Origin of the sequence: Pseudomonas sp. R32 (assembly GCF_009866705.1) — a bacterium.
Classification (GTDB): domain Bacteria; phylum Pseudomonadota; class Gammaproteobacteria; order Pseudomonadales; family Pseudomonadaceae; genus Aquipseudomonas; species Aquipseudomonas donghuensis.
The window spans coordinates 1,070,614-1,094,356 of sequence record NZ_CP019396.1 but is presented as its reverse complement, the minus strand read 5'-3'; the positions used below and the strand labels follow the sequence as shown (position 1 = coordinate 1,094,356).

Annotated in this window: 23 protein-coding genes; 10 read left to right on the top strand and 13 right to left on the bottom strand. The window is 62.5% G+C overall.

Annotated features, from left to right (window positions below; genetic code table 11):
- Window positions 1–119 precede the first annotated feature (119 nt).
- The 4 genes from PspR32_RS05020 to PspR32_RS05005 all read left to right on the top strand — a co-directional run bounded on the left by PspR32_RS05020 (window position 120) and on the right by PspR32_RS05005 (window position 3,848).
- A complete protein-coding gene (locus tag PspR32_RS05020) occupies window positions 120–1,496 on the top strand; it encodes an L-serine ammonia-lyase (protein WP_036993965.1) in 1,377 nt (458 codons plus the stop codon).
- 28 nt (window positions 1,497–1,524) lie between these two features.
- Window positions 1,525–2,649 carry a glycine cleavage system aminomethyltransferase GcvT gene (gcvT, locus tag PspR32_RS05015; RefSeq protein ID WP_159388160.1) on the top strand — a complete coding sequence of 375 codons (1,125 nt, stop codon included), beginning with the start codon at window positions 1,525–1,527 and terminating at the stop codon, window positions 2,647–2,649.
- A gap of 348 nt (window positions 2,650–2,997) precedes the next feature.
- Complete coding sequence (locus PspR32_RS05010; RefSeq protein ID WP_010220199.1) at window positions 2,998–3,210, top strand: cold-shock protein; 213 nt, start codon at window positions 2,998–3,000, stop codon at window positions 3,208–3,210.
- A gap of 149 nt (window positions 3,211–3,359) precedes the next feature.
- On the top strand, window positions 3,360–3,848 hold the full coding sequence (locus PspR32_RS05005) for an RDD family protein (protein WP_010220200.1): 489 nt from the start codon (window positions 3,360–3,362) through the stop codon (window positions 3,846–3,848).
- 51 nt (window positions 3,849–3,899) lie between these two features.
- On the opposite strand, the gene lptG is transcribed toward PspR32_RS05005, so the two are convergent.
- Together lptG and lptF are read right to left on the bottom strand one after the other, a co-directional pair.
- Window positions 3,900–4,961 (bottom strand): LPS export ABC transporter permease LptG, encoded by a 1,062-nt coding sequence (lptG, locus tag PspR32_RS05000; RefSeq protein WP_010220201.1) that lies wholly within the window; start codon window positions 4,959–4,961, stop codon window positions 3,900–3,902.
- A complete protein-coding gene (gene lptF, locus PspR32_RS04995; protein ID WP_010220204.1) occupies window positions 4,954–6,069 on the bottom strand; it encodes an LPS export ABC transporter permease LptF in 1,116 nt (371 codons plus the stop codon). The genes lptG and lptF overlap by 8 nt, the downstream gene beginning before the upstream one ends.
- Before the next feature lie 286 nt (window positions 6,070–6,355).
- Here lptF and PspR32_RS04990 point away from each other — a divergent pair, with 286 nt between their 5' ends.
- The 5 genes from PspR32_RS04990 (at window position 6,356) to rlmF (ending at window position 12,726) form a co-directional block, all read left to right on the top strand.
- Window positions 6,356–7,849, top strand: coding sequence for a leucyl aminopeptidase (locus PspR32_RS04990; protein ID WP_159388159.1), 1,494 nt, complete (start codon window positions 6,356–6,358; stop codon window positions 7,847–7,849).
- Between the two features lie 51 nt (window positions 7,850–7,900).
- Window positions 7,901–8,329, top strand: coding sequence for a DNA polymerase III subunit chi (locus tag PspR32_RS04985; protein ID WP_010220206.1), 429 nt, complete (start codon window positions 7,901–7,903; stop codon window positions 8,327–8,329).
- A 5-nt stretch (window positions 8,330–8,334) separates the two neighbouring features.
- Window positions 8,335–8,682, top strand: a complete 348-nt coding sequence (locus PspR32_RS04980; RefSeq protein ID WP_010220207.1) for a hypothetical protein — start codon at window positions 8,335–8,337, stop codon at window positions 8,680–8,682.
- Between the two features lie 135 nt (window positions 8,683–8,817).
- Window positions 8,818–11,664, top strand: coding sequence for a valine--tRNA ligase (locus PspR32_RS04975; RefSeq protein ID WP_010220208.1), 2,847 nt, complete (start codon window positions 8,818–8,820; stop codon window positions 11,662–11,664).
- A gap of 99 nt (window positions 11,665–11,763) precedes the next feature.
- Entirely contained in the window at window positions 11,764–12,726 is a 963-nt protein-coding gene (rlmF, locus tag PspR32_RS04970) for a 23S rRNA (adenine(1618)-N(6))-methyltransferase RlmF (RefSeq protein WP_010220210.1), read from the top strand.
- Between the two features lie 260 nt (window positions 12,727–12,986).
- Here the strand turns inward: rlmF and PspR32_RS04965 are convergent, their stop codons facing one another.
- Complete coding sequence (locus tag PspR32_RS04965) at window positions 12,987–14,012, bottom strand: IS110 family transposase (protein ID WP_159388107.1); 1,026 nt, start codon at window positions 14,010–14,012, stop codon at window positions 12,987–12,989.
- A gap of 120 nt (window positions 14,013–14,132) precedes the next feature.
- Window positions 14,133–14,414, bottom strand: coding sequence for an HU family DNA-binding protein (locus PspR32_RS04960; protein WP_009398256.1), 282 nt, complete (start codon window positions 14,412–14,414; stop codon window positions 14,133–14,135).
- A 408-nt stretch (window positions 14,415–14,822) separates the two neighbouring features.
- Here PspR32_RS04960 and yejK point away from each other — a divergent pair, with 408 nt between their 5' ends.
- Window positions 14,823–15,830, top strand: coding sequence for a nucleoid-associated protein YejK (gene yejK, locus PspR32_RS04955; protein WP_010220565.1), 1,008 nt, complete (start codon window positions 14,823–14,825; stop codon window positions 15,828–15,830).
- Here the strand turns inward: yejK and PspR32_RS04950 are convergent.
- The 9 genes from PspR32_RS04950 to PspR32_RS04910 form a co-directional block, all read right to left on the bottom strand.
- Window positions 15,811–16,110 (bottom strand): GIY-YIG nuclease family protein, encoded by a 300-nt coding sequence (locus tag PspR32_RS04950; RefSeq protein WP_010220564.1) that lies wholly within the window; start codon window positions 16,108–16,110, stop codon window positions 15,811–15,813. The genes yejK and PspR32_RS04950 overlap by 20 nt on opposite strands.
- Window positions 16,111–16,149: 39 nt before the next feature.
- A complete protein-coding gene (locus PspR32_RS04945; protein WP_036993960.1) occupies window positions 16,150–16,620 on the bottom strand; it encodes a nuclear transport factor 2 family protein in 471 nt (156 codons plus the stop codon).
- Window positions 16,621–16,817: 197 nt separating this feature from the next.
- A complete protein-coding gene (locus tag PspR32_RS04940; protein WP_010220562.1) occupies window positions 16,818–18,101 on the bottom strand; it encodes a CynX/NimT family MFS transporter in 1,284 nt (427 codons plus the stop codon).
- 15 nt (window positions 18,102–18,116) lie between these two features.
- On the bottom strand, window positions 18,117–18,767 hold the full coding sequence (locus PspR32_RS04935; RefSeq protein ID WP_010220561.1) for a FadR/GntR family transcriptional regulator: 651 nt from the start codon (window positions 18,765–18,767) through the stop codon (window positions 18,117–18,119).
- Window positions 18,768–18,882: 115 nt separating this feature from the next.
- On the bottom strand, window positions 18,883–19,929 hold the full coding sequence (hisC, locus tag PspR32_RS04930) for a histidinol-phosphate transaminase (RefSeq protein WP_010223369.1): 1,047 nt from the start codon (window positions 19,927–19,929) through the stop codon (window positions 18,883–18,885).
- Between the two features lie 2 nt (window positions 19,930–19,931).
- Complete coding sequence (hisD, locus tag PspR32_RS04925) at window positions 19,932–21,260, bottom strand: histidinol dehydrogenase (RefSeq protein ID WP_010223370.1); 1,329 nt, start codon at window positions 21,258–21,260, stop codon at window positions 19,932–19,934.
- A gap of 136 nt (window positions 21,261–21,396) precedes the next feature.
- Window positions 21,397–22,032, bottom strand: a complete 636-nt coding sequence (gene hisG / locus PspR32_RS04920; protein ID WP_115088578.1) for an ATP phosphoribosyltransferase — start codon at window positions 22,030–22,032, stop codon at window positions 21,397–21,399.
- Between the two features lie 107 nt (window positions 22,033–22,139).
- Window positions 22,140–23,405 (bottom strand): UDP-N-acetylglucosamine 1-carboxyvinyltransferase, encoded by a 1,266-nt coding sequence (gene murA, locus PspR32_RS04915; protein WP_010223372.1) that lies wholly within the window; start codon window positions 23,403–23,405, stop codon window positions 22,140–22,142.
- Window positions 23,406–23,428: 23 nt separating this feature from the next.
- Window positions 23,429–23,668 (bottom strand): BolA family protein, encoded by a 240-nt coding sequence (locus PspR32_RS04910; protein ID WP_010223373.1) that lies wholly within the window; start codon window positions 23,666–23,668, stop codon window positions 23,429–23,431.
- Between the last annotated feature and the right edge of the window lie 75 nt (window positions 23,669–23,743).

Genomic DNA, 23,743 nt, shown 5'->3' with positions numbered 1-23,743 from the left:
TCCGGCCTGATGGCCTAATCGCTGGCAAAGCCAGCTCCCACAGGTTCTGGAAATACCAAAGAACCCTGTGGGAGCCGGCCTTGCCGGCGATGCTTCTCCCCAACAATGAGGGTACGACCATGTCACTAAGCGTCTTCGACCTGTTCAAGATCGGCATCGGCCCCTCCAGCTCCCATACCGTTGGCCCGATGCGCGCCGCCGCGCGCTTTGCCGAAGGCCTGCGCCGCGACGACCTGCTGGCCGTCACGGCGTGCGTCAAGGTCGAGCTCTACGGCTCGCTCGGCGCCACCGGCAAGGGCCACGGCAGCGACAAGGCCGTGCTGCTTGGCCTGGAAGGCGAGCATCCGGACACGGTCGATACCGAAAGCATTCCCGCCCGCCTGCAGGCCATCCGCAGCAGCGGCCGGCTCACGCTGCTCGGCGAGCACGCGATCGACTTCGTCGAAAAACAGCACCTGGCGATGATCCGCAAACCCCTGGCCTTTCACCCCAACGGCATGATCTTCCGTGCCTTCGACGCCGCCGGTTTGCAGATTCGAAGCCGCGAATACTACTCGGTGGGCGGTGGCTTTGTAGTCGATGAGGACGCAGCCGGCGCCGATCGCATCGTCGAAGACAGCACCGTGCTGCCCTACCCGTTCAAGACCGCCAAAGAGCTGCTCGGCCATTGCACCGCACAGAACCTGTCGATCAGCCAGATCATGCTCGCCAACGAGGCGGCCTGGCGCCCGGAAAGCGAAACCCGCAGCGGCCTGCTGCACATCTGGCAAGTGATGCAGGACTGCGTGTCCGCCGGTTGCCGCAACGAAGGCATCCTGCCCGGCGGGCTCAAGGTCAAGCGCCGGGCCGCAGCGCTGTACCGCCAGCTGTGCAGCAACCCGGAGGCGAGCCTGCGCGACGCGCTGTCGGTGCTCGACTGGGTCAACCTGTATGCCCTGGCCGTCAATGAAGAAAACGCCTTTGGCGGACGCGTGGTCACCGCGCCGACCAATGGCGCCGCCGGTATCGTCCCGGCAGTGCTGCACTACTACATGCGCTTTATCCCGGGCGCCAACGACGACGGCGTGGTGCGCTTTCTGCTCACGGCCGCCGCCATCGGCATCCTCTATAAAGAGAACGCCTCGATCTCCGGTGCCGAAGTCGGTTGCCAGGGCGAGGTCGGCGTCGCCTGCTCGATGGCCGCCGGCGCCCTCTGCGAAGTCATGGGCGGCAGTGTGCAGCAGGTCGAGAACGCCGCCGAGATCGGTATGGAACACAACCTGGGCCTGACCTGCGACCCGATCGGCGGCTTGGTCCAGGTGCCCTGCATCGAACGCAACGCCATGGGCTCGGTCAAGGCGATCAATGCGGTGCGCATGGCCCTGCGCGGTGACGGGCAGCACTTCGTCTCGCTGGACAAAGTCATCCGCACCATGCGCCAGACCGGCGCCGACATGAAAAGCAAATACAAGGAGACCGCCCGCGGCGGTCTGGCCGTCAACATCATCGAATGCTGACACCCTCTCAAGCCCCAAGGAGTCATCAATGTCCACCGAAACACTGCTCAAGACCCCGCTGCACGCCCTGCACCTGGAACTGGGCGCCCGCATGGTGCCTTTCGCCGGTTACGACATGCCGGTTCAGTACCCGTTGGGGGTGATGAAAGAACACCTGCACAGCCGTGAACAGGCCGGCCTGTTCGACGTTTCGCACATGGGCCAGATCCGCCTGAGCGGCGCCGGTGCCGCCAAGGCCCTGGAGAGCCTGGTGCCGGTCGACATCATCGACCTGCCAGTGGGCATGCAGCGCTATGCCATGTTCACCAACGAACACGGCGGCATCCTCGACGACCTGATGGTTGCCAACCTGGGCAACAACGAACTGTTCCTGGTGGTCAACGCCGCCTGCAAGGAGCAGGACCTGGCGCACCTGCGCAAGCACATCGGCGACCAGTGCCAGATCCAGCCTCTGTTTGAAGAGCGCGCCCTGCTGGCCCTGCAGGGCCCGGCAGCGGTCAAGGTGCTGGAACGCCTGGCGCCAGAAGTGGCAAAAATGACCTTCATGCAGTTCCAGCCGGTACAACTGCTGGGCAGCGACTGCTTCGTCAGCCGTTCGGGCTACACCGGTGAAGACGGTTTCGAGATTTCCGTGCCGGCCGAAAACGCCGAAGCACTGGCCCGCCGCCTGCTGGCCGAAGCGGAGGTCGCCGCCATTGGCCTGGGCGCACGCGATTCGCTGCGCCTGGAAGCCGGCCTGTGCCTGTACGGCCACGACATGAACAGCCAGACCACGCCAATCGAAGCCAGCCTGCTCTGGGCCATTTCCAAGGTGCGCCGGGCCGATGGCGAACGTGCCGGTGGTTTCCCCGGTGCCGAGGCGATCTTCGCCCAGCAGCAAAACGGCGTTGCCCGTAAACGCGTAGGCCTGCTGCCGCAGGAACGCACCCCGGTCCGTGAAGGTGCTGAAATCGTCGATGAAGCGGGCACGGTAATCGGTAGCGTCTGCAGTGGCGGCTTTGGTCCGTCATTGAATGCGCCGGTGGCCATGGGCTACCTGGATGCGGCCCATATCGCCCTGGAAACTCCGCTGTGGGCCATTGTTCGCGGCAAACGCGTAGCGATGAAAGTCAGCAAGATGCCGTTTGTTGCCCAGCGTTACTATCGCGGCTGAATCGTTACTTGAAACTGGGTGTCATGACGCGTTCGGATTTTCGAATCCGAACGTGGTTTATAACTTTCGAAAAGCCTTGCAACACCGCTTGGAATGAGCCGGAAGCAATCGACCGAACGGCCGCTAAAAGGCACAGCCGCAGCGGTCTGCAGGGCTTGTTTTTGTCTTCAAAGTTAGCGTATTGTCTGTGCACTGTGTTTGCATGGGTCGCTATGGTTCGTGACCTGGGCAGTAGCTCTGATGTTTGCTACACCCGTTCGACGTCTCTTACTTTCCTGCAACCCAGCCCAGTACTCTTTCATTTGGAAGAAGCTGTTACTAATTCTAAGTTTCAAAGGAAATAAGACAATGTCCCAACGTCAGAGCGGTACCGTCAAGTGGTTTAACGACGAGAAAGGTTTTGGTTTCATCACTCCAGAAAGCGGTCCGGATCTGTTCGTACACTTCCGCGCTATTCAGGGCAACGGCTTCAAGAGCCTGAAAGAAGGCCAGAAAGTCACCTTCATCGCCGTGCAGGGCCAGAAAGGCATGCAGGCTGACGAAGTTATCGCGGAAGCCTGATTTCCCGATAGAAAAGCCCCTGCTGGCAACAGCAGGGGCTTTTTTGTGCGCGCTCGCTGAGTGCGGCCTGATGCGTAAACCGTGTCGCAGGGCAACGCATTGTGCGCGCAATTTCGTAGAATGGCGGTTTTGCCCAAGGAGGGCCATGTATGCCCAAGCAGTTGTTGCAGCCCCAGGGTGATTTCCCCCCGGTCGACCTGGGCCGCCGCCTGGCCGCCATGTTCTACGATTTTCTGCTGTGCACCGCGCTGCTGATCGTCACTGCCGGCGCCTACAAGATGATCCAGATGGCCATTATCGGCGAGGCGCGCATGCGCGAGCTGACCGAGGCTGGCGCGCTGGATGGCGATCCGCTGCTGTCGACCATCCTGCTGTTCGCCCTGTTCGGCTTCTTCGCCAAGTTCTGGACCCACGGCGGCCAGACCCTGGGGATGCAAGTGTGGGGTATTCGTGTACAGAACGCCGATGGCAGTGCCATCAGCCTGTGGCAGGCCCTGCTGCGTTTCGTCGTCGCCATCGCCTCCTGGCTGTGCCTGGGCCTGGGGTTTATCTGGGCCCTGTTCGACAAGCGCAAGCGCAGCTGGCACGACATCTATTCCGACACCCAGCTGGTGCGGATCCCCAAGCGCAAGAAATAGCAGGCAGAAAAAAGCCGACCCAAGGGTCGGCTTTTTCTTGTCTGCCGCGGCCTATCCAGCGCGCCGCAACAACCACAACCCCGCCACCGCACAGATCGCCGCCGGCAGCACCACCGCCAGCAACGGCGGGAAGCCGAACACCTGGCTCGAAGGCCCGAGCAAGTCCTGGGCGATGCGGAACACGAAGCCCACCAGCACACCGGTAAATACCCGCTGGCCGAGGGTAACCGAGCGCAGCGGGCCGAAGATGAAGGAGATGGCCATCAGCACCAGTGCGGCGGTGACCATCGGCTGCAGCACCTTGGTCCAGAACGCCAGCCAGTAACGGGCGTTGTTCAGGCCCTGGTCGGACAGGTAGTGGATGTAGTCCCAGAGCCCGGTAATCGACAGCGACTCTGGCGCTACGACCACGGTATTGAGCAGTTGCGGAGTGACGGATACGTCCCAGCGCTCTTCAGGGGTTTTGACCACTTCGGTGTGGTCTCCACGGAAATACGTGGTGGTAACGTCGCTGAGCAGCCAGTGATCGTCCTTGTACTGGGCGCGGCGGGCAAAGCTTGAGGTCTGCATGTGCCGCTCGTTGTCGAAACGGTAGCGGGTCACGCCGTACAGCAAGCCGTTGGGCTGCACCGAGTTGATGTGCACGAACTCGTCACCCTGACGGTGCCACATACCGCGCTTGGAGCTCTGCGCCTCACCACCGCCCTGGGCCAGGGAACGCTCGGCCTGGGCCTTGTTCTCGGTGACCGGGGCCAGGTACTCGCCAATCAGGATACCGGCCAGCATCAGCACCAGCATCGGTTTCATTACCGCCCAGACGATCCGGCCAATGGACACGCCCGCGGCGCGCATGATGGTCAGTTCGCTGCTGCTGGCCAGGCTGCCCAGGCCGATCAGGCAGCCGATCAGCGCAGCCATCGGCAGCATGTCGTAGAGGCGCCGCGGCGCGGTGAGCAAGACGAAGTTGCCAGCGTCCATCAACGTATAGGTATCGGTGACGTCACCCATTTCATCGATGAAGGCAAACAGCGAGGCCAGGCCGAGAATGATCCCGAGTACGGCCAGAATGGCCACCAGCACGCTTTTGCCGATGTAACTATCGAGCTTAACCATGGGCCACCTCCGCACGGCGAGCAGCGCGCTTGAGGCGCAGCGGCTCCCAGTACATCAGCCCCAGGCCGATCAGCAGGAACAGGCCATGGACCCACCAGATGCCCAGGCCGATCGGCAGTTTGCCTTTCTCCAGGGCGCCACGCACGGCAATCAGCATTGTCAGGTACGCCATATACAGAAGAATCGCCGGCAGCAGCTTGAGGAAACGGCCCTGGCGTGGGTTGACCCGCGACAGCGGCACTGCCAGCAGGGTCACGATGAACACCAGCAACGGCAGCGACAGACGCCATTGCAGCTCGGCGCGCTCGCGCAAGCCGTCGCTGCCGATCAGTTGCGAGGTCGGGATGGCTTCGCGCTCGGTGACTTCTTCACTGACCTCGGGCTTGGGCAACAGCACGCCGTAAGTGTCGTACTTGATTGCCCGGTAATCGGCCTGGCCAGGGTTGCCGTCATAGCGATAGCCGTTTTCCAGGATCAGGTAACGGTTGCCATCGGGGTTGACCTGCTGGTGGCCTTTTTCGGCAACCAGTACCGACGGGCCACGATCCTTGGTCTTGTCCTGGCTGAAGCGCTTCTCGGAGATGAACACGCCGGCAAGGTTGGCGCGGTCTTCCGACAGTTGTTCGGTGTAGGTCACCCGCGAACCATCGCGCAGGGTCTGGAAGCGCCCCGGCACCAGGGTGTCGAACTCGGTCAGGGCATCCTGCTGGTTGATGATCTGCGCCACCTGGGTGACGCCCTGAGGCGCCAGCCCCAGGCTCAGCCAGGCGACCAAGACGGCGACCAGCGCAGCCGGGGCCATGGTCATGCCCAGCAGGCGCTGCTGGCTCATGCCGGTGGCCGAGAGCACGGTCATCTCGCTTTCCAGGTACAACCGGCCATAGGCCAGGAGGATGCCGAGGAACAGGCCCAGGGGCAGGATCAGTTGCAGGAAGCCCGGCAGGCGATACCCCATGATCAGGAACAGTACGCTCGGATCGAGCACGCCCTGGGCAGCCTGCGCCAGGTATTTGATGAAGCGCCCACTCATGATGATGACCAGCAGCACGGCGCTGACGGCACTCAAGGTCACCAGGACCTCGCGGGACAGATAACGAAAGACGATCAAACCAGACACTCCTGGGTTGTCAGGCTCGGACAGCCGAACAAGGAATCCATAACAGCCAAGATAGTAGCCCGCTCGCCAGAGCGGACCCGGGTAAAAGTTGGCGCATTATCCTGTGATTGACCGTGCCTGTCACTTGGCGCCGCACAATGCTTCATCTCGGGGTTGTCAGGGCGGGCGAAGCAGGCTCAAACTGGGGGCTTTATCACTGGTACGCGACCACGCGGCCAGGAGCCTTGGCGCGCCGGCATACCGTGTGCGCACTGACAGATCATTCGGGGAACCTGACATGGAACTGGTTGTAAAAAGCGTAGCCGCTGCATCCTTGAAAACCGCCACGCTGGTGCTGCCCGTGGCTGAAGGCGGCAAACTCGGCGCCACCGCCAAGGCCATCGACGAGGCTACCGGCGGCGCCCTGGCCAGCGTGCTCAAGCGCGGCGACCTGACCGGCAAGGTCGGCCAGACCCTGCTGCTGCACAGCCTGCCCAACCTCAAGGCCGAGCGCGTACTGCTGGTCGGTACCGGCAAGGATGCCGAACTGGGTGATCGCAACTGGCGCAAAGTGGTCGCCAGCGTTCTGGCGGTGCTCAAGGGCCTGAACGGCAGCGATGCGGTGCTGGCCCTGGACGACGTCGCCGTCACCGGCCGCGAGGCCTCTTATGGCAAGACCCGCCTGCTGGCCGAAACCCTGCTCGATGGCCAGTACGTTTTCGACCAGTTCAAGAGCAAGAAGGCCGACCCCCGCGCCCTGAAGAAAATCACCCTGCTCAGCGCCAAGGCTGGCGTCAGCGACGTCGAGCGCGCGGTCAAGCACGCTGTCGCCATCGCCAACGGCATGGGCATCACCCGCGACCTGGGCAACCTGCCACCGAACGTCTGCCACCCGAGCTACCTGGCCGAACAGGCCAAGGCCCTGGGCAAGGAATTCAAAGGCCTGAAGGTCGAGGTGCTGGATGAGAAGAAAATCAAGGACCTGGGCATGGGCGCGTTCTACGCCGTGGGCCAGGGCAGCGACCAGCCACCACGGCTGATCGTGCTCAACTACCAGGGCGGCAAAAAGAGCGAGAAGCCTTTCGTGCTGGTGGGCAAGGGCATCACTTTCGACACCGGCGGCATCAGCCTCAAGCCCGGCGCCGGCATGGATGAAATGAAATTCGACATGGGCGGTGCCGCCAGCGTCTTCGGCACCCTGCGCGCCGTGCTCGAACTGCAACTGCCGATCAACCTGGTGTGCCTGCTGGCCTGCGCCGAGAACATGCCAAGCGGCGGTGCCACCCGTCCGGGCGACATCGTCACGACCATGAGCGGGCAGACCGTCGAGATTCTCAACACCGACGCCGAAGGCCGCCTGGTGCTGTGCGATACCCTGACCTACGCCGAGCGCTTCAAGCCGCAGGCGGTGATCGACATCGCCACCCTGACCGGCGCCTGCATCGTCGCCCTGGGCAGCCACACGTCCGGCCTGATGGGCAACAACGACGCGCTGGTCGGGCAACTGCTCGATGCCGGCAAGCGCGCCGACGATCGCGCCTGGCAGTTGCCGCTGTTCGATGAATACCAGGAGCAGCTCGACAGCCCGTTCGCCGACATCGCCAACATCGGCGGGCCGAAAGCCGGCACCATCACCGCCGGTTGCTTCCTCTCGCGCTTTACCAAGGCCTACGACTGGGCCCACCTGGACATCGCCGGCACCGCCTGGATCAGCGGCGGCAAGGACAAGGGCGCCACGGGCCGTCCGGTACCGCTGCTGACCCAGTACCTGCTCGACCGCGCCAACGCCTGAGATGACGCTGGCCGCCTGCGCCTTCTGGCGTAGCCGGCCGGCAGGCCGATCATGACCAAAGTCGATTTCTACATATTGCCCAGCGCCGCGCCCTCGGCGCGCCTGGATTTCGCCTGCAAGCTGTGCGAAAAGGCCTGGCGCCTCGGGCACCGGGTTTACCTGCATTGCAGCGACGCTGCCCAGCGCGATGAACTGGACGCACGCCTGTGGGCGTTCAAGGGCGAGGCCTTCGTGCCCCACAGCCCGGCTGAAGATGACCCGCAGGCCAGCGTGGCCCTTGGCCTTGGCGATGACGCCGGCAGCCATCAGGACCTGCTGATCAACCTGGACCTCAAGGTACCGCCCTTCGCTGCCGGTTTTGCCCGGATCGCCGAGATCGTGGTCGAAGAGCCGGCGATTCGTCTGGCGGCCCGAGAGAGTTTCCGTTTCTACCGCGAACAGGGCTATGCTCTGCAAGATCACCGCTTACAGCGACTCTGAAGACGATGGACAAATCCACTCCCCTGCCCCAATCCGCGCACCTGCTGGACGACCTGGAGTCGATCCGTCAGTTGCTTGGCGATGCATCCCTCGAGCCACCGCTGTTGACCGACACCGTCGAGGAGCAGATCCCGCTGCTGCTCGAAGAGGCCGAAGTGCCGCCAGCGCCCGTGCCTGAAGCCCCTGCCGACCCACAGGCCAAGCGCCAGGAAACCCTGCTGCACCTGGACGCCGAGCTGCGCGCAGCCGCGCAATTGATCATGCAAGACGTGATCAACGATTTCGCCCCGCATATCGAGAGCGAGATCAAGCGCCGGCTCGATGCCCGCCTCGAGCGCCTGCTTAACCAATAAAAAGCAGTTACAAGCTTCAAGCGACAAGCTGCAAGAGCCGTGCGGCGCTCTGAGCTTGTCGCTTGTCGCTTGAAGCTTGCCGCTTCGTTATACTCTCCGGCTTTCCTGAATAAATGCCTAAGGGTCCCGCCGCGCATGGATAAGACCTACCAGCCGCACGCTATTGAAACTTCCTGGTACAACACCTGGGAGTCCGAGAATTATTTCGCTCCGCAAGGCGCGGGCGATTCCTACACCATCATGATCCCGCCGCCGAACGTCACCGGCAGCCTGCACATGGGTCATGGCTTCAACAACGCGATCATGGACGCCCTGATCCGTTTCCGTCGCATGCAGGGCCGCAACACCCTGTGGCAGCCTGGCACCGACCACGCCGGTATCGCCACGCAGATGCTGGTCGAGCGCCAGCTTGAAGCCAAGGGCCAGAGCCGCCACGACCTGGGCCGCGAGAAATTCCTGGAAAAGGTCTGGGAATGGAAGGATCAGTCCGGTGGCAACATCAGCCGCCAGATTCGCCGCCTGGGCTCGTCAGTCGACTGGAGCCGCGAGCGCTTCACCATGGACGACGGCCTCTCTGAAGCCGTTAAAGAAGCTTTCGTGCGCCTGCATGAAGACGGCCTGATCTACCGCGGCAAGCGCCTGGTCAACTGGGATACCAAGCTGCACACGGCGATCTCCGACCTCGAAGTGGAAAACCACGACGAGAAGGGCCACCTGTGGAACCTGCGCTACCCGCTGGCTGATGGTGCCAAGACCGCCGACGGCAAGGACTACCTGATCGTCGCCACCACTCGTCCGGAAACCATGCTCGGCGACGCCGCCGTGGCCGTGAACCCGGAAGACGAGCGTTACAAAGCGCTGATCGGCAAGTTCGTCGAGCTGCCCCTGGTTGGTCGGCGCATCCCGATCATTGCCGACGACTACTGCGACCCTGAATTCGGCACCGGCTGCGTGAAGATCACCCCGGCCCACGACTTCAACGACTACGAAGTCGGCAAGCGCCACAACCTGCCGCTGCTGAACATCTTCGACAAGAACGCCTTCGTCCTGCCGGCCGCACAGGTGTTCAACCTCGACGGCAGCGTCAACGACAGCATCGACGCCACCCTGCCTGCCCAGTATGCCGGCCTGGACCGCTTCGTCGCGCGCAAGCAGATCGTTGCCGACTTCGACGCCGCGGGCCTGCTGGTCAGCGTCGACGACCACGCCCTGAAAGTACCGAAAGGCGATCGTTCAGGCACCGTCATCGAGCCGTGGCTGACCGACCAGTGGTACGTGTCGACCAAGCCGCTGGCGGAGCCGGCGATTGCTGCCGTTGAAGACGGCCGCATCCAGTTCGTGCCCAAGCAATACGAAAACATGTACTTCTCGTGGATGCGCGACATCCAGGACTGGTGCATCAGCCGTCAGCTGTGGTGGGGCCACCGTATTCCGGCCTGGTACGACGAGTCCGGCAAGGTCTATGTCGGGCGCAGCGAAGAAGAAGTGCGCAGCAAGCACAACCTCGGCGCAGACGTGGTCCTGAACCAGGACAACGATGTTCTCGATACCTGGTTCAGCTCGGGCCTGTGGACCTTCTCGACCCTGGGCTGGCCGCAGCAGACCGAATTCCTGAAGAAATTCCACTCCACCGACGTGCTGGTCACCGGCTTCGACATCATTTTCTTCTGGGTTGCCCGGATGATCATGCTGACCATGCACCTGGTGAAGAACGAGGACGGCACCCCGCAGGTACCGTTCAAGACCGTTTATGTTCACGGCCTGGTGCGCGATGGCCAGGGCCAGAAGATGTCCAAGTCCAAGGGCAACGTCCTTGACCCGCTGGACATCGTCGACGGCATCACCCTCGACGAGCTGCTGGAAAAACGCACCAGCGGCATGATGCAGCCAAAACTTGCCGAGAAGATCGCCAAGCAGACCAAGGCCGAGTTCCCGGAGGGCATCGCCAGCTACGGCACCGATGCCCTGCGCTTCACCTTCTGCTCGCTGGCCTCCACCGGTCGCGACATCAAGTTCGACATGGGCCGCGTCGAAGGCTACCGCAACTTCTGCAACAAGATCTGGAACGCAGCCCGCTACGTGCTGGACAAGGGCGAGGACTGCGGCCAGAACGGCGAAGCCTGCGAACTGTCGCTGGCCGATCGCTGGATCATCTCGCAGTTGCAGCGCACCGAAGCCGAAGTCACCCGCCAGCTCGATCAGTTCCGCTTCGACCTCGCCGCCCAGGCGCTCTACGAGTTCATCTGGAACCAGTATTGCGACTGGTACCTGGAGCTGTCCAAGCCGGTCCTGTGGGACGAGAACGCGCCGGTCGAACGCGCCCGTGGCACTCGCCGCACCCTGGTGCGGGTACTGGAAGTGGCACTGCGCCTGGCCCATCCGTTCATGCCGTTCATCACCGAAGAAATCTGGCAGCGCCTGGCGCCGCTGGCCGGGGCCGAAGGCAAGACCATCATGCTGCAGCCATGGCCAGTGGCCAACGAAAGCCGCATCGACGCCGCTGCCGAAGGCGACATCGAGTGGCTCAAGGAGCTGATGCTCGGCGTGCGCAACATCCGTGGCGAAATGAACATCGGCCCGGGCAAGCCACTGCAACTGTTCCTGAAAAACGCCAGCGCCGAAGACCAGCGTCGCCTGCAGGAAAACGAAGCGCTGCTGAAGAAGCTGGCGAAGATCGAGTCCTTCACCGTGCTCGGCGAACAGGACGAAGCGCCACTGAGCGCCACCGCCCTGGTTGGCGATCTGCAGGTGCTGGTGCCGATGGCCGGCCTGATCGACAAGGATGCCGAACTGGCTCGCCTGAACAAGGAAATCCAGCGTCTGCAGGGTGAAGTCCAGCGCGTCGGCGGCAAGCTGTCCAATGCCGCCTTCGTCGACAAGGCACCGCCTGCGGTGATCGACAAGGAGCGCGCCAAGCTGGCTGAAGCCGAACAGGCCCTGGCCAACTTCACCGAGCAGCATGCGCGGATTGCCGCCTTGTAACACTCGCTGACCTCAGTGATGCTTTCGCGGGTCAAGCCCGCTCCTACACAACCCTGTAGGAGCGGGCTTGACCCGCGATGCTTTCCACCGGACATCAACATGACCACAGCCAACAAACCGACCCTGCACCCGCGCAACCGCCACCAGGGCCGCTACGACTTCCCCCAACTGATCAAGAGCAGCCCTGAGCTGGGCCGATTCATGATCACCAATCCCCATGGCAAGCCCAGCATCGACTTTGCCAACCCCGAGGCTGTGCGGGTCTTCAACCGCGCCTTGCTCAAGGCTCAGTACGGTATCCAGCACTGGGACATCCCGGCCGACTATCTATGCCCACCGATCCCTGGCCGGGCGGATTACGTGCATGTGCTGGCCGATTTGCTCGCGCAAGAAAACAACGGCGAAATCCCCCGGGGTGCGCACGTCCAGGCCCTGGATATCGGCGTCGGCGCCAACTGCATCTACCCGTTGCTGGGCCACAGCGATTACCGCTGGCGCTTTCTCGGCTCGGACATCGACGCCACGGCGCTGGCTGCGGCCGGCGCCATCGTCCAGGCCAACGGCCTGGGCAAGGCCATCAACCTGCGCCAGCAAGGCAACCGCAAGCACATCCTGCTGGGGCTGCTGAACAGTGACGAGCGCTTCGACCTGACCCTGTGCAACCCGCCCTTCCACGCCTCGCGCGAAGAAGCCACCCGTGGCAGCCAGCGCAAATGGCGAGCCCTGGGCAAGGCCGACCCCAAGCGCAAGCTGCCGGTGCTGAACTTTGGCGGGCAAAACAACGAACTGTGGTGCGAAGGCGGCGAGATCCGCTTTGTCAGCCAGTTGGTGACGGAGAGCGCCAGCCTTGGCCAGCAGGTGCTGTGGTTCACCAGCCTGGTGTCCAAAGCCTCCAACCTGCCCGGCATCCAGGCGGCGCTGAAAAAGGCCGGTGCGCTCGATCAGCGAGTGGTGGAGATGGGCCAGGGGCAGAAGCAGAGCCGCATGATCGCCTGGACCTTCCAGGATGCTGCAGCGCGCCAAGCCTGGCGCCAGCAGCGCTGGAGCAAAACCAAGGCATAAAAAATCTATGGTCACCCCATTTTTTGCAATACTGATTAACGGATGAAATGGTTGGCTTGCTTAAATCTATCCGGCGTCAAATTGGGGCAAGCCCCGCGCCACGATGAGAGTCGCGCCTGACGATCCTTAAAAACCGCTCGGCTTCGAGAGCCGATTTTTATGCCAGGATCTTCGCCAGGCCGGTAGGCCGTTCAGTTCATCTATTGCTCAGCTATCGCAAAACCTGAAAGGTGAGTCGTGGTACAGCAACAACCGCAGGGTCAGGCGCTCAAGGCGCCTGGCCCTGTTTCGTATTGGGTGTGGTGAGCAGAAATCGCCCAAGCTATGCGGGCGAGCTTGTTGGCCAGCGCGCAGGCGACTACGTTTGAGTGCCGCCGCGTCAGAAGTGCTCGCACCCAGTCCGCCAACGGCCCTTTCTGCCGCTCCAGGTGCTGCATGTAGACTCTGGCGCATTGCACCAACAGCCGTCGCAGATTCTTGTCGCCACGCTTGCTGATACCTAGCAAATTAGCTTTGCCGCCTGTGCTGTATTGCCTGGGCACCAAGCCTAGAGATGCCGCAAAATCTCGACTGCAGCCGTATTGCTGGCCGTCGCCCATTTCCACAGCCAGCAGGCTGGCGGTGATCGGCCCGACACAGGGCATGCTCAGCAAACGACGCCCTAGATCATCGTCGGCCAGCTGGCCTGCCAGCTCTTTATCCAGCTCCTTAATTTGCTCGTCCAGATACACAAAATGGCCGTGCAGACGTTGCAGTAGCACCGTCAGCCGAACAGGCAGCTCGTGCTCCGCCAGTACAGCAGACAGACGCTTCATGACCGCCAGCCCCTGCGGCAAGCTAATGCCGAACTCAAGCAAGAACCCATGCATCTGGTTGACGGCCTTGGTGCGGTCGCGGATTAGTGACTCGCGTAGGCGATGCAACACAGAAAGGGTCTGCTGGGCTTCGGTCTTGGGCGAAACGAAACGCATCGAGGGGCGTGAAGCGGCTTCGCAGATTGCTTGCGCATCGACGAAATCGTTTTTATTGCCTTTGACAAAGGGCTTAACGAATTGAGGCGAGATCAGCCTGACCTGATGCCCTAAGGCAGCCAGCTCGCGAGCGACGAAGTGTGCACCGGCACACGCTTCCATAACCACGGTGCACGCTGGCAAATTGGCAAAAAACCGCATCATTTGCTGTCGTGAGAGTTTCTTGCGAAACAGCTCTCGGCCGGACTTATCCTGGCCGTGCAAATGGAAGGTGTGTTTGCCTAGGTCGATACCGACCAGTGCCAAATCGCTCATGGTGATGGCCTCCGGAAATAAAACACCCTGCGAAAGCGTAGCCCTCGCAGGGTGTCGGGGTGACCATCTCATTAACCGCGTCCGGGCAACCCGGACGCGGTTTTTTCGAGCTGTTTACAATTACTTGTTTACAGCGTCGGTCAGCACTTTGGCTGGCACGAACTTGACGACTTTCTTGGCAGCGATTTCGATGGCAGCGCCAGTCGAAGGGTTGCGGCCGGTACGGGCAGGACGCTCGGTGATTTTCAGTTTACCGATGCCTGGCAGGGTGATTTCGCTGCCATTTTCCAGCTGATCAGCAACGATCTGACCCAGTTGCTCCAGAGCGTTACGCGCGGTGGTTTTTGGCGCGTCGATAGCTTCAGCGATATCGGCGATCAGTTGGTCTTTGGTCAATGCCATGGTGGTGTTCCTTCCCTATCAAATTCAGTGAGTATGCAGAGTGCTACGTCAGTCATCGAGCCAGACCTGCGGGGGATCCGGCGGTCCGGTGTTACAGCCACGTCAATCGCGTATGTAGATACGTAAAACGACGTTTGGTTCGACGTGACGCGAGCGGTCTGCCAGCAATGCGCCACACACGGGGCGCAAGACCGGGCAAAACTACCACAGGAATAGATAAATATCCGCCTCCCTCAAGGCAAATGTGCAGGTTTTTCGGGGGTTTGCGCGAAAAAACGCAAAATTCTGAACAAAAAACGAACAACCGACATATCTGCCAACATCTGGCCACTGAATCACCCCTGGCATGAGGTACACTTGGCGACTTTGCAACGCGGCCAGCACCGCCCATTTTCGACCGAGAATCCCATGCCGATCCGTCATTGCATCGTCCACCTGATCGACAAGAAACCCGATGGTAGCCCCGCCGTGCTGCACGCACGCGACTCGGAACTGGCCGAGTCCGGTGCCATCGAAAACCTCCTGGCCGACCTCAACGACAGCTACAACGCCAAACAGGGCAAGGCCTGGGGCTTCTTCCACGCAGAATCCGGCGCCCACCCGTTCAGCGGCTGGCTCAAGGAATACCTGGAGGAAGGCAGCACCTTTACCGCCTTCAGCCGGGTCGCCGTCGAACACCTGCAAAAACTGATGGAAGAGTCCAACCTGTCCGTCGGTGGCCACGTCTTGTTCGCCCACTACCAGCAAGGCATGACCGACTACCTGGCCATCGCCCTGCTGCACCACAGCGAAGGCGTGGCGGTGAACGCCGACCTCGACGTGACCCCGTCGCGCCACCTGGACCTGGGCCAGCTGCACCTGGCTGCACGCATCAACCTCTCCGAGTGGCAGAACAACAAAGCCTCCAAGCAGTACATCTCGTTCATCAAGGGCAAGAACGGCAAGAAGGTCTCGGAGTACTTCCGCGACTTCATCGGCTGCCAGGAAGGTGTCGACGGCCCGGGCGAAACCCGTACCCTGCTCAAGGCCTTCAGTGACTTCGTCGAAAGCGAGGACCTGCCCGAAGAAGCCGCTCGAGAGAAAACCCAGACCCTGGTCGACTACGCCACCAGCCAGACCAAGGCCGGCGAGCCGGTGACCCTTGAGGAGCTTTCGGGGCTGATCGACGAAGACCGCCCTCGGGCCTTCTACGAGCACATCCGCAACAAGGACTACGGCCTGTCGCCGGAAATCCCGGCCGATAAACGCACCCTCAACCAGTTCCGCCGCTTCACCGGGCGCGCCGAGGGCCTGTCGATCAGCTTTGAAGCCCACCTGCTGGGCTCGAAGATCGAATACGACGAGGAAGCCGGTACCCTGATCATCAAGGGCCTGCCGACGCAACTGACCGATCAGCTCAAGCGTCGCAAGGACTGAGCCCCGACCAGGAGGCCACCAGCGCTTCCTTGGCACTTTTGCGCAGCTTCTTCACCAGCCGCTCCTGTTGCAGGGCCTTGGTCTTGTCCGGCCAGGCTTCGACATAGACCAAAGCCACTGCCGGGCTGGTACTGAAGTAGCGTGCGCCCTGGCCCTTCTGATGGGCCAGGAAGCGCCGTGCGGGGTTGTCACTGATCCCGCAATACAGCGAGCCATTGGCGGCGCGCACCAGGTAGACGTACCAGGGTTTGTTCAGGGGTTCGGGAGTGGGCTCGGACACGACGGCTACTATCAACGGCAAAGCGCACAGCTTAGCGCTTCAGCGCCCGGCCTGAAACGCCCGCAGGCCTTTCTGCGCCTGGGCACGCACCTTGCCCTGCACCAGTGGTGACCAGCCCAGCAACAACCCGCTGGTGCCCAATGCCTGGCGCGACCAGCCCCACAGGTCGAAGCTATCGTGGTGCTCGCAGATCTTGCCGTCCCGCAGGACGAAACGCGCCTGAATGTCGTTGACCACGGTACGGCCGGTCTGGCTGAACAGGTAGCGGGCGACCCAGTGCGCACTGGCGCTGCGTTCATCGGCACGCACGCTGTCGAAGGTCAGGGAAAAATCCTTGGCACGGGTGGTGAGCATGCGCCACATGTCACCCGCGTCCTTGCCGCGCAAGGTGCCGAAGGCCGGGTCGCTGAAGATGATATCGTCGCTGTAGCAGGCAACCATGGCTTCGGCATCCAGGCGCTGGAAGGCCTGGTAGAAGCGGGTGATCAAGGCAGTGTTGGCGTCGCTCATGGGCGGGTCCGTTTCGAAGGGAATAGACCTGAACGATAGTCCGCTGGAGTGGCAAAAAGCTATGGACATTTGCCTGGCGAATGTCTGCTTAAACCCGGGCCGCTTCGCAGCCATCGCCAGCAAGGCTGGCGCCCACAGGAGTGTGCAGCAGTTCCCCTGTGGGAGCCGGCCTTGCCGGCAATAGCCTCAACGCAATCTCAAACCCGCTCGCTGACCACCTGCACATGCAAGTTGCGCCCGGCCTTGAGGCCAAAACCAATGGCGCCAGCCCCCAGCACCGCAAAGATCCAGCCTACCGCACTCCAGCCGCCGGTCAAATCATGCACCAGGCCGACCGCGAACGGCCCCATCGAAGCCAGGGTATAGCCGATGCCTTGAGCCATACTCGACAGGTTGGCCGCCACATGGGCGTCTTTGGAGCGCAGCACGATCAGGGTCAGGGCCAGGGCGAAAGTGCCGCCCTGCCCCAAGCCAAGCACGATTGCCCAGCCCCACAGGCCATCCAGGGGCGCATACAGGCAGCCGAACAAACCGGCCAGGGCCATGAGCATGACGATCACGATGGCCAGGCGCTGGTCCTTGCCGCGGGTCGCCAGCCAGGGGGCGCTGAGCGAGCTGATCAACTGCACGATGACTGAGCCGGAAAGCACCAACCCGGCCTGGGTCGGGCTCAGGCCGCGACCGATGAGAATCGACGGCAGCCAGCCAAAGACGATATAGGCCAGCGACGACTGCAGGCCCATATACAAGGTCACCTGCCAGGCCAGCGGGTCGCGCAGCAGGCCACGCACCCGATAGGCGACGTGATGCGCACCGTGTCCCTCGCGCGCCTGGGGCAACCAGATCAGCGCGGCCAGCAATGCCGGGATCAACCAGAAACCCAGACCTAGCGACCAACTGTCACCCAGGCGCTCGCTCAGGGGGACGGTGGCGCCGGCCGCCATGGCCGCGCCCAGGCACAAAGCCATGGTGTAGACACCGGTCAGGGTCCCGGCGTGCTTGGGGAAATCACGTTTGACGATGCCAGGCAACAGTACGCCGATCACGCCGATGCTGGCCCCGGCCATGATGCTGCCGACGAACACGCCAGTACTGCCGAAGGCGCTACGCACGGCAATACCCGCTGCCAACACCAAAAGAATACCGAGGATCACCCGCTCGCTGCCAAAGCGCCGCGCCAGCAACGGTGCCAGCGGCGCGAACAGGCCCAGGCAAAGCACTGGCAAGGTCGTCAGCAAACCGGCCTGCGACGCTGTCAGGCCGAGGCTGTCGCAAACCTGGCTAAGCAGCGGCGCCATGCTCGACAACGCTGGCCGCAGGTTCAGCGCCACCAGCACCAGGCCGAGCAGCAACAGCCAGGGCCGCTTGAGCAGCACCGGCTGCTGTTGCACCTGTTCGTCGTCGGCCTCGGCGTCGATCAGCAGTTCTTCCAGCTCCGGCCCATTGGCTGGCGCCGCAGTTCGGGTTGTGTCATGGCCCATGGCAGTCTCGCAAGGTCAGGATTCGTTGATCAGGGTCCGGCTCAGGGCCTTGGCCCGGTCCGGATCGCGTTGTTCGATGGCATCGAGAATCTGCCCGTGCAGGTCGAAGACCAGCTGACAGCGGGGCGCGTGGGACAGGTTGTGGTGCAAGGTGGCGGCCACCACACCGGAAAAGTACCGATACAGCTCGCTCAGGGCCGGGTTGTGCGCGGCATCGACCAGGCGCTGGTGGAACACCAGATCGCAACGGATGTACTGCTCCAGGTCGGCATGAAAATGCGCGCCGCTGTGTTCGAGCGCTTCGCGAAGAGCGTGCAGGTCCGCGTCGGTACGGCGCAGCGCGGCCAGGCCAATGGCTTCGGCTTCAAGAATATGGCGAGTCTCGCGCGCCTGCTCCAGATCGCAGCGCGACAAGGCCTGTAGCGCCTGCAGCGGGTCGACGGCGCTGCGCAGGTAGCTGCCATCCCCCTGGCGGACTTCGACCAGGCCGCTGAACGCCAGCACGCGCATGGCTTCACGCACGGTGTTGCGACTGATGCCCAGTTCGCTGGCCAGTTCCGGTTCGGTGGGCAGGCGCTGGCCCACGGCCCAGGCACCGCTGGCCACGCGCTGGCGCAGTTGCTCGACGGCTTGTTCGACCAGGGAGCGCTTGATCAATAACGTCATGACATCCAATCATCGGATGAATTCAGAAGGGAAAGATTACCGGTAACAAGCATCGCGGGGCAAGCCCGCTCCCCCAGTGGGAGCGGGCTTGCCCCGCGATAAGGACTGAGCAGTTTCAGTTCAGCGCATCAAGCAACGCCTGGTTCTGCTCCGGGGTACCGATGGTGATGCGCAGGAACTGGGCAATCCGCGCCTGCTTGAAGTGCCGCACGATCACCCCTTGCTCGCGCAGGCGGGCCGCAAGCTCGGCGGCGTCCTGCTGCGGGTGGCGGGCAAAGATGAAGTTGGCCGCCGACGGCAGGACTTCAAAACCACGGGCGCTCAATTCCTTGACCAGCGACTCGCGGCTGTCGATCACTTTGCGGCAGGTTTCGTCGAAGTACGCACGGTCGGCGAACGCTGCCGCCGCACCGACAATCGCCATGCGATCGAGCGGGTAGGAGTTGAAGCTGTTCTTGATCCGCTCCAGGGCCTCGATCAGGTCCGGGTGGCCCACCGCCAGACCGACCCGCAGACCTGCCAGCGAGCGCGACTTGGACAGGGTCTGGGTGACCAGCAGGTTGTCGTAGCGATCCACCAGGCTGATGGCGGTCTGGCCGCCAAAGTCGATGTAGGCTTCATCGACCACCACCACCGAATCCGGGTTGGCCTTGAGCAGTTGCTCGATGGCCTCCAGGGCCAGCAGGCAACCGGTCGGTGCGTTGGGGTTGGGGAAGATAATCCCGCCATTGGCCTTGCGGTAATCGTCGACACGGATCTGGAACTGCTCATCCAGCGCCACCGCCTCGAACGGGATGCCGTACAGGCCGCAGTAGACCGGGTAGAAGCTGTAGCTGATGTCTGGGAACAACAGCGGCGCATCGTGCTGGAACAGGCCATGGAAGATGTGCGCCAGCACTTCGTCCGAACCGTTGCCGAGAAATACCTGGTTGCCCTGCACGCCGTAGTATTCGGCCACCGCCTGCTTGAGCAGGTCGCTGTTAGGGTCCGGGTACAGGCGCAGGTTGTCGTTCAACTCGCCACGCATGGCTTCCAGCGCCTTGGGCGATGGGCCGTAGGGGTTTTCATTGGTGTTGAGCTTGACCAGCTTGGCCAGCTTTGGCTGCTCGCCCGGCACGTAAGGCACCAGGTCCTTGACGAAGGGGCTCCAGAATTTACTCATGTTCAGTTCCCCTTTTTGTTATCGGCAAGGATGCGGTATTCGGCGCTGCGGGCGTGGGCGGTCAGCGATTCGCCACGGGCCAGTACCGAGGCGGTGTGGCCCAGCTCGGAAGCGCCCTGCTCGGAGCAGAAGATGATCGACGAACGCTTCTGGAAGTCGTACACCCCCAGCGGCGACGAGAAGCGCGCAGTGCCGGAGGTTGGCAGTACGTGGTTGGGGCCTGCGCAGTAATCGCCCAGGGCTTCGCTGGTGTGGCGGCCCATGAAGATCGCACCGGCATGGCGAATCTGCGGCAGCCAGGCTTGCGGATCGGCCACCGACAACTCCAGGTGCTCCGGCGCAATACGGTTGGCAACGTCCATCGCCTGCTGCATGTCGCGCACCTGGATCAGCGCACCACGGCCGTTGATCGAGGTCTTGATGATCTCGGCGCGTTCCATGGTCGGCAGCAGCTTGTCGATGCTGGCGGCAACCTTGTCGAGGAACGCGGCGTCAGGGCTGACCAGAATCGCCTGGGCATCTTCGTCGTGCTCGGCCTGGGAGAACAGGTCCATGGCGATCCAGTCCGGGTCGGTCTGGCCGTCGCATACCACGAGAATCTCCGACGGGCCGGCGATCATGTCGATACCTACCTGACCGAACACATGACGCTTGGCGGTGGCCACGTAGATGTTGCCCGGGCCAACCACCTTGTCGACCTGTGGCACGCTTTCGGTGCCATAGGCCAGGGCGGCAACCGCCTGGGCGCCACCGATGGTGAAGACCCGGTCGACACCGGCGATGCAGGCGGCGGCCAGGACCAGCTCGTTGACCTCGCCACGCGGGGTCGGCACCACCATGACCACTTCACCGACACCGGCGACCTTGGCCGGAATCGCGTTCATCAGTACCGACGAGGGGTACGACGCCTTGCCGCCTGGCACATACAGGCCGGCGCGGTCCAGTGGCGTGACCTTCTGGCCGAGCACGGTGCCGTCGGCTTCGGTGTAGCTCCAGGAATCCTGCTTCTGCCGTTCGTGGTAGCTGCGCACCCGCTCTGCGGCTTTTTCCAGCGCTTCACGCTGGGCCGGGGTGATGCGGGTCAGGGCCAGCTCCAGGCGCTCGCGACCGAGGATCAGGTCGTTGATCGAAGTGGCTTGCACGCCATCGAAACGCTGGGTGAACTCCACCAGCGCCGCATCGCCGCGCTCGCGCACGGCCTTGATGATGTCGAGCACGCGCTGGTTGACCGCGTCGTCAGAGACACTTTCCCAGCTCAGCAGATGATCCAGATGTCGGGCGAAATCCGGGTCAGCGGCATTGAGTCGGGCGATTGCAGTGGACGTGGTCATAGCGAGGGCCTCAATAAATGGCGAATGCTCAGGCGCCCTAAGCTACCAGTCCATCCGCGCGGGCACCCGAGAAAATTGGCTATGACGCGGATAGACGGGCGCGACAGCGAAGGCCGCGCGCAGGAGGTAGAAAGTCTTAGCCGCGGTGTCGCGATTCGACCGCCTGGCGCAGGGTGTCGATCAGGCTCTGGATGCGGGCGTGCTGCATCTTCATCGAAGCCTTGTTGACCACCAGCCGGGAGCTGATGGTGGCAATCAGTTCCTGGGGTTCCAGGCCGTTGGCACGCAGGGTATTGCCGGTGTCGACGACGTCGATGATCTTGTCGGCCAGGCCGATCAGCGGCGCCAGCTCCATCGAGCCATACAGCTTGATGATATCGACCTGACGGCCTTGTTCGGCGTAGTAGCGCTTGGCAACGTTGACGAACTTGGTGGCGATGCGCAAACGGCCTTTAGGCTCGGCAGCGCCGATCTTGCCGGCGGTCATCAGCTTGCACTGGGCAATCTGCAGGTCCAGCGGCTCGTACAGGCCCTGGCCACCGTACTCCATCAGCACGTCCTTGCCGGCCACGCCCAGATCGGCGGCACCATGCTCGACATAGGTCGGCACGTCGGTGGCGCGCACGATCAGCAGACGAACGTCTTCCTGAGTCGTAGGAATGATCAGCTTGCGGCTCTTGTCCGGGTTCTCGGTCGGAACGATACCGGCTTCCGCCAGCAGCGGCAGGGTGTCGTCGAGAATCCGACCTTTGGATAGCGCGATGGTCAACATGGGAAACGTCGGTCCTTATGCGGCTACAGCCGGCCGGGCACTCAACAGGCCCGACCGCATTAATTCGGTGCAGCAATTGGCTGGCGCGTCCCTGCGCCACTCACAGACTAGCCCGGTACGCGACGGATCTTGGCGCCGAGCATCTGCAGTTTTTCCTCGATGCACTCGTAACCACGGTCGATGTGGTAGATGCGGTCGATCAGCGTATCGCCTTCGGCAACCAGCGCCGACAGCACCAGGCTGGCCGAAGCCCGCAGGTCGGTGGCCATTACTGGAGCGCCTTTGAGGGTCTTGGTCCCGGTCACGATGGCAGTGTTGCCTTCGACCTGGATCAGGGCGCCCATGCGGTGCATTTCGTAGACGTGCATGAAGCGGTTTTCGAAGATCGTCTCGATCACCGCGCCGGTGCCTTCGGCAATGGCGTTGAGGGAGATGAACTGCGCCTGCATGTCGGTCGGGAACGCTGGGTACGGAGCGGTACGCAGGTTGACGGCTTTGGGCCGCTTGCCGTGCATGTCCAGCTCGATCCAGTCTTCACCGGTGGTGACTTCGGCACCAGCTTCCTTGAGTTTTTCAAGGACGGCTTCGAGGATGGTCGGATCGGTGTCCTTGACCTTGACGCGGCCGCCAGTAACGGCAGCAGCCACCAGGTAGGTACCGGTTTCGATACGGTCAGGCATGACGCGGTAGGTCGCCGAACCCAGACGCTCGACGCCGTCGATGGTGATGGTGTCGGTACCGGCGCCCTGAACCTTGGCGCCCATGGCGTTGAGGAAGTTGGCGAGGTCGACCACTTCCGGCTCGCGCGCGGCGTTTTGCAGCACGCTGCGGCCTTTGGCCAGGGCTGCGGCCATCATGATGTTCTCGGTACCGGTCACGCTGACGGTATCAAAGAAGAAGTGCGCGCCACGCAGGCCGCCTTCAGGGGCCTTGGCCTTGATGTAGCCGCCTTCGACCTCGATCTTCGCGCCCATGGCTTCCAGGCCACGGATGTGCAGGTCGACCGGACGCGAACCAATGGCGCAACCGCCAGGCAGGGCCACTTCGGCCTCGCCGAAACGGGCGACCATCGGGCCCAGCACCAGGATCGAGGCGCGCATGGTTTTCACCAGCTCGTACGGCGCGACCAGGGTCTTGATGGTGCGTGGGTCGATTTCGACCGAGAGCTTCTCGTCGATCACCGGCTCAATGCCCATGCGGCCGAACAGCTCGATCATCGTGGTGATGTCGTGCAGGTGTGGCAGGTTGCCCACGGTGACCGGGCCATCGCAGAGCAAGGTCGCCGCCAGAATCGGCAGGGCAGCGTTCTTTGCCCCGGAAATGCGGATTTCGCCATCGAGGCGAACGCCGCCAGTAATAATCAGTTTGTCCATTAGAGTCTCGCCGCCAAGTTGGCTCAGGTGCGCTCAGCCCAGGCTGCGCTGCTGAAAAATTTCATGGTTACCGCATGGATGCTGCCATCGGTGATCCACGGGTTAAGGTGAGCATAGATCTGCTGCTGACGCTTGACCGGGCTCAGGGCCGCCAATTCATCGCTGATCACGTTCAACTGGAAGTTGCAGCCTTCGCCTTCAACTTCGACCCGGGTTCCCGGCAACTTTTCTTCAAGGAAGTTCTTAACTTCTACGGCCTGCATGCTCAACCTCAATCGGCGCCCTGTGCGCGCGGGTCGGCCATCATACAAAAAAGCCCCTCGCCTGCGAACCCCGTA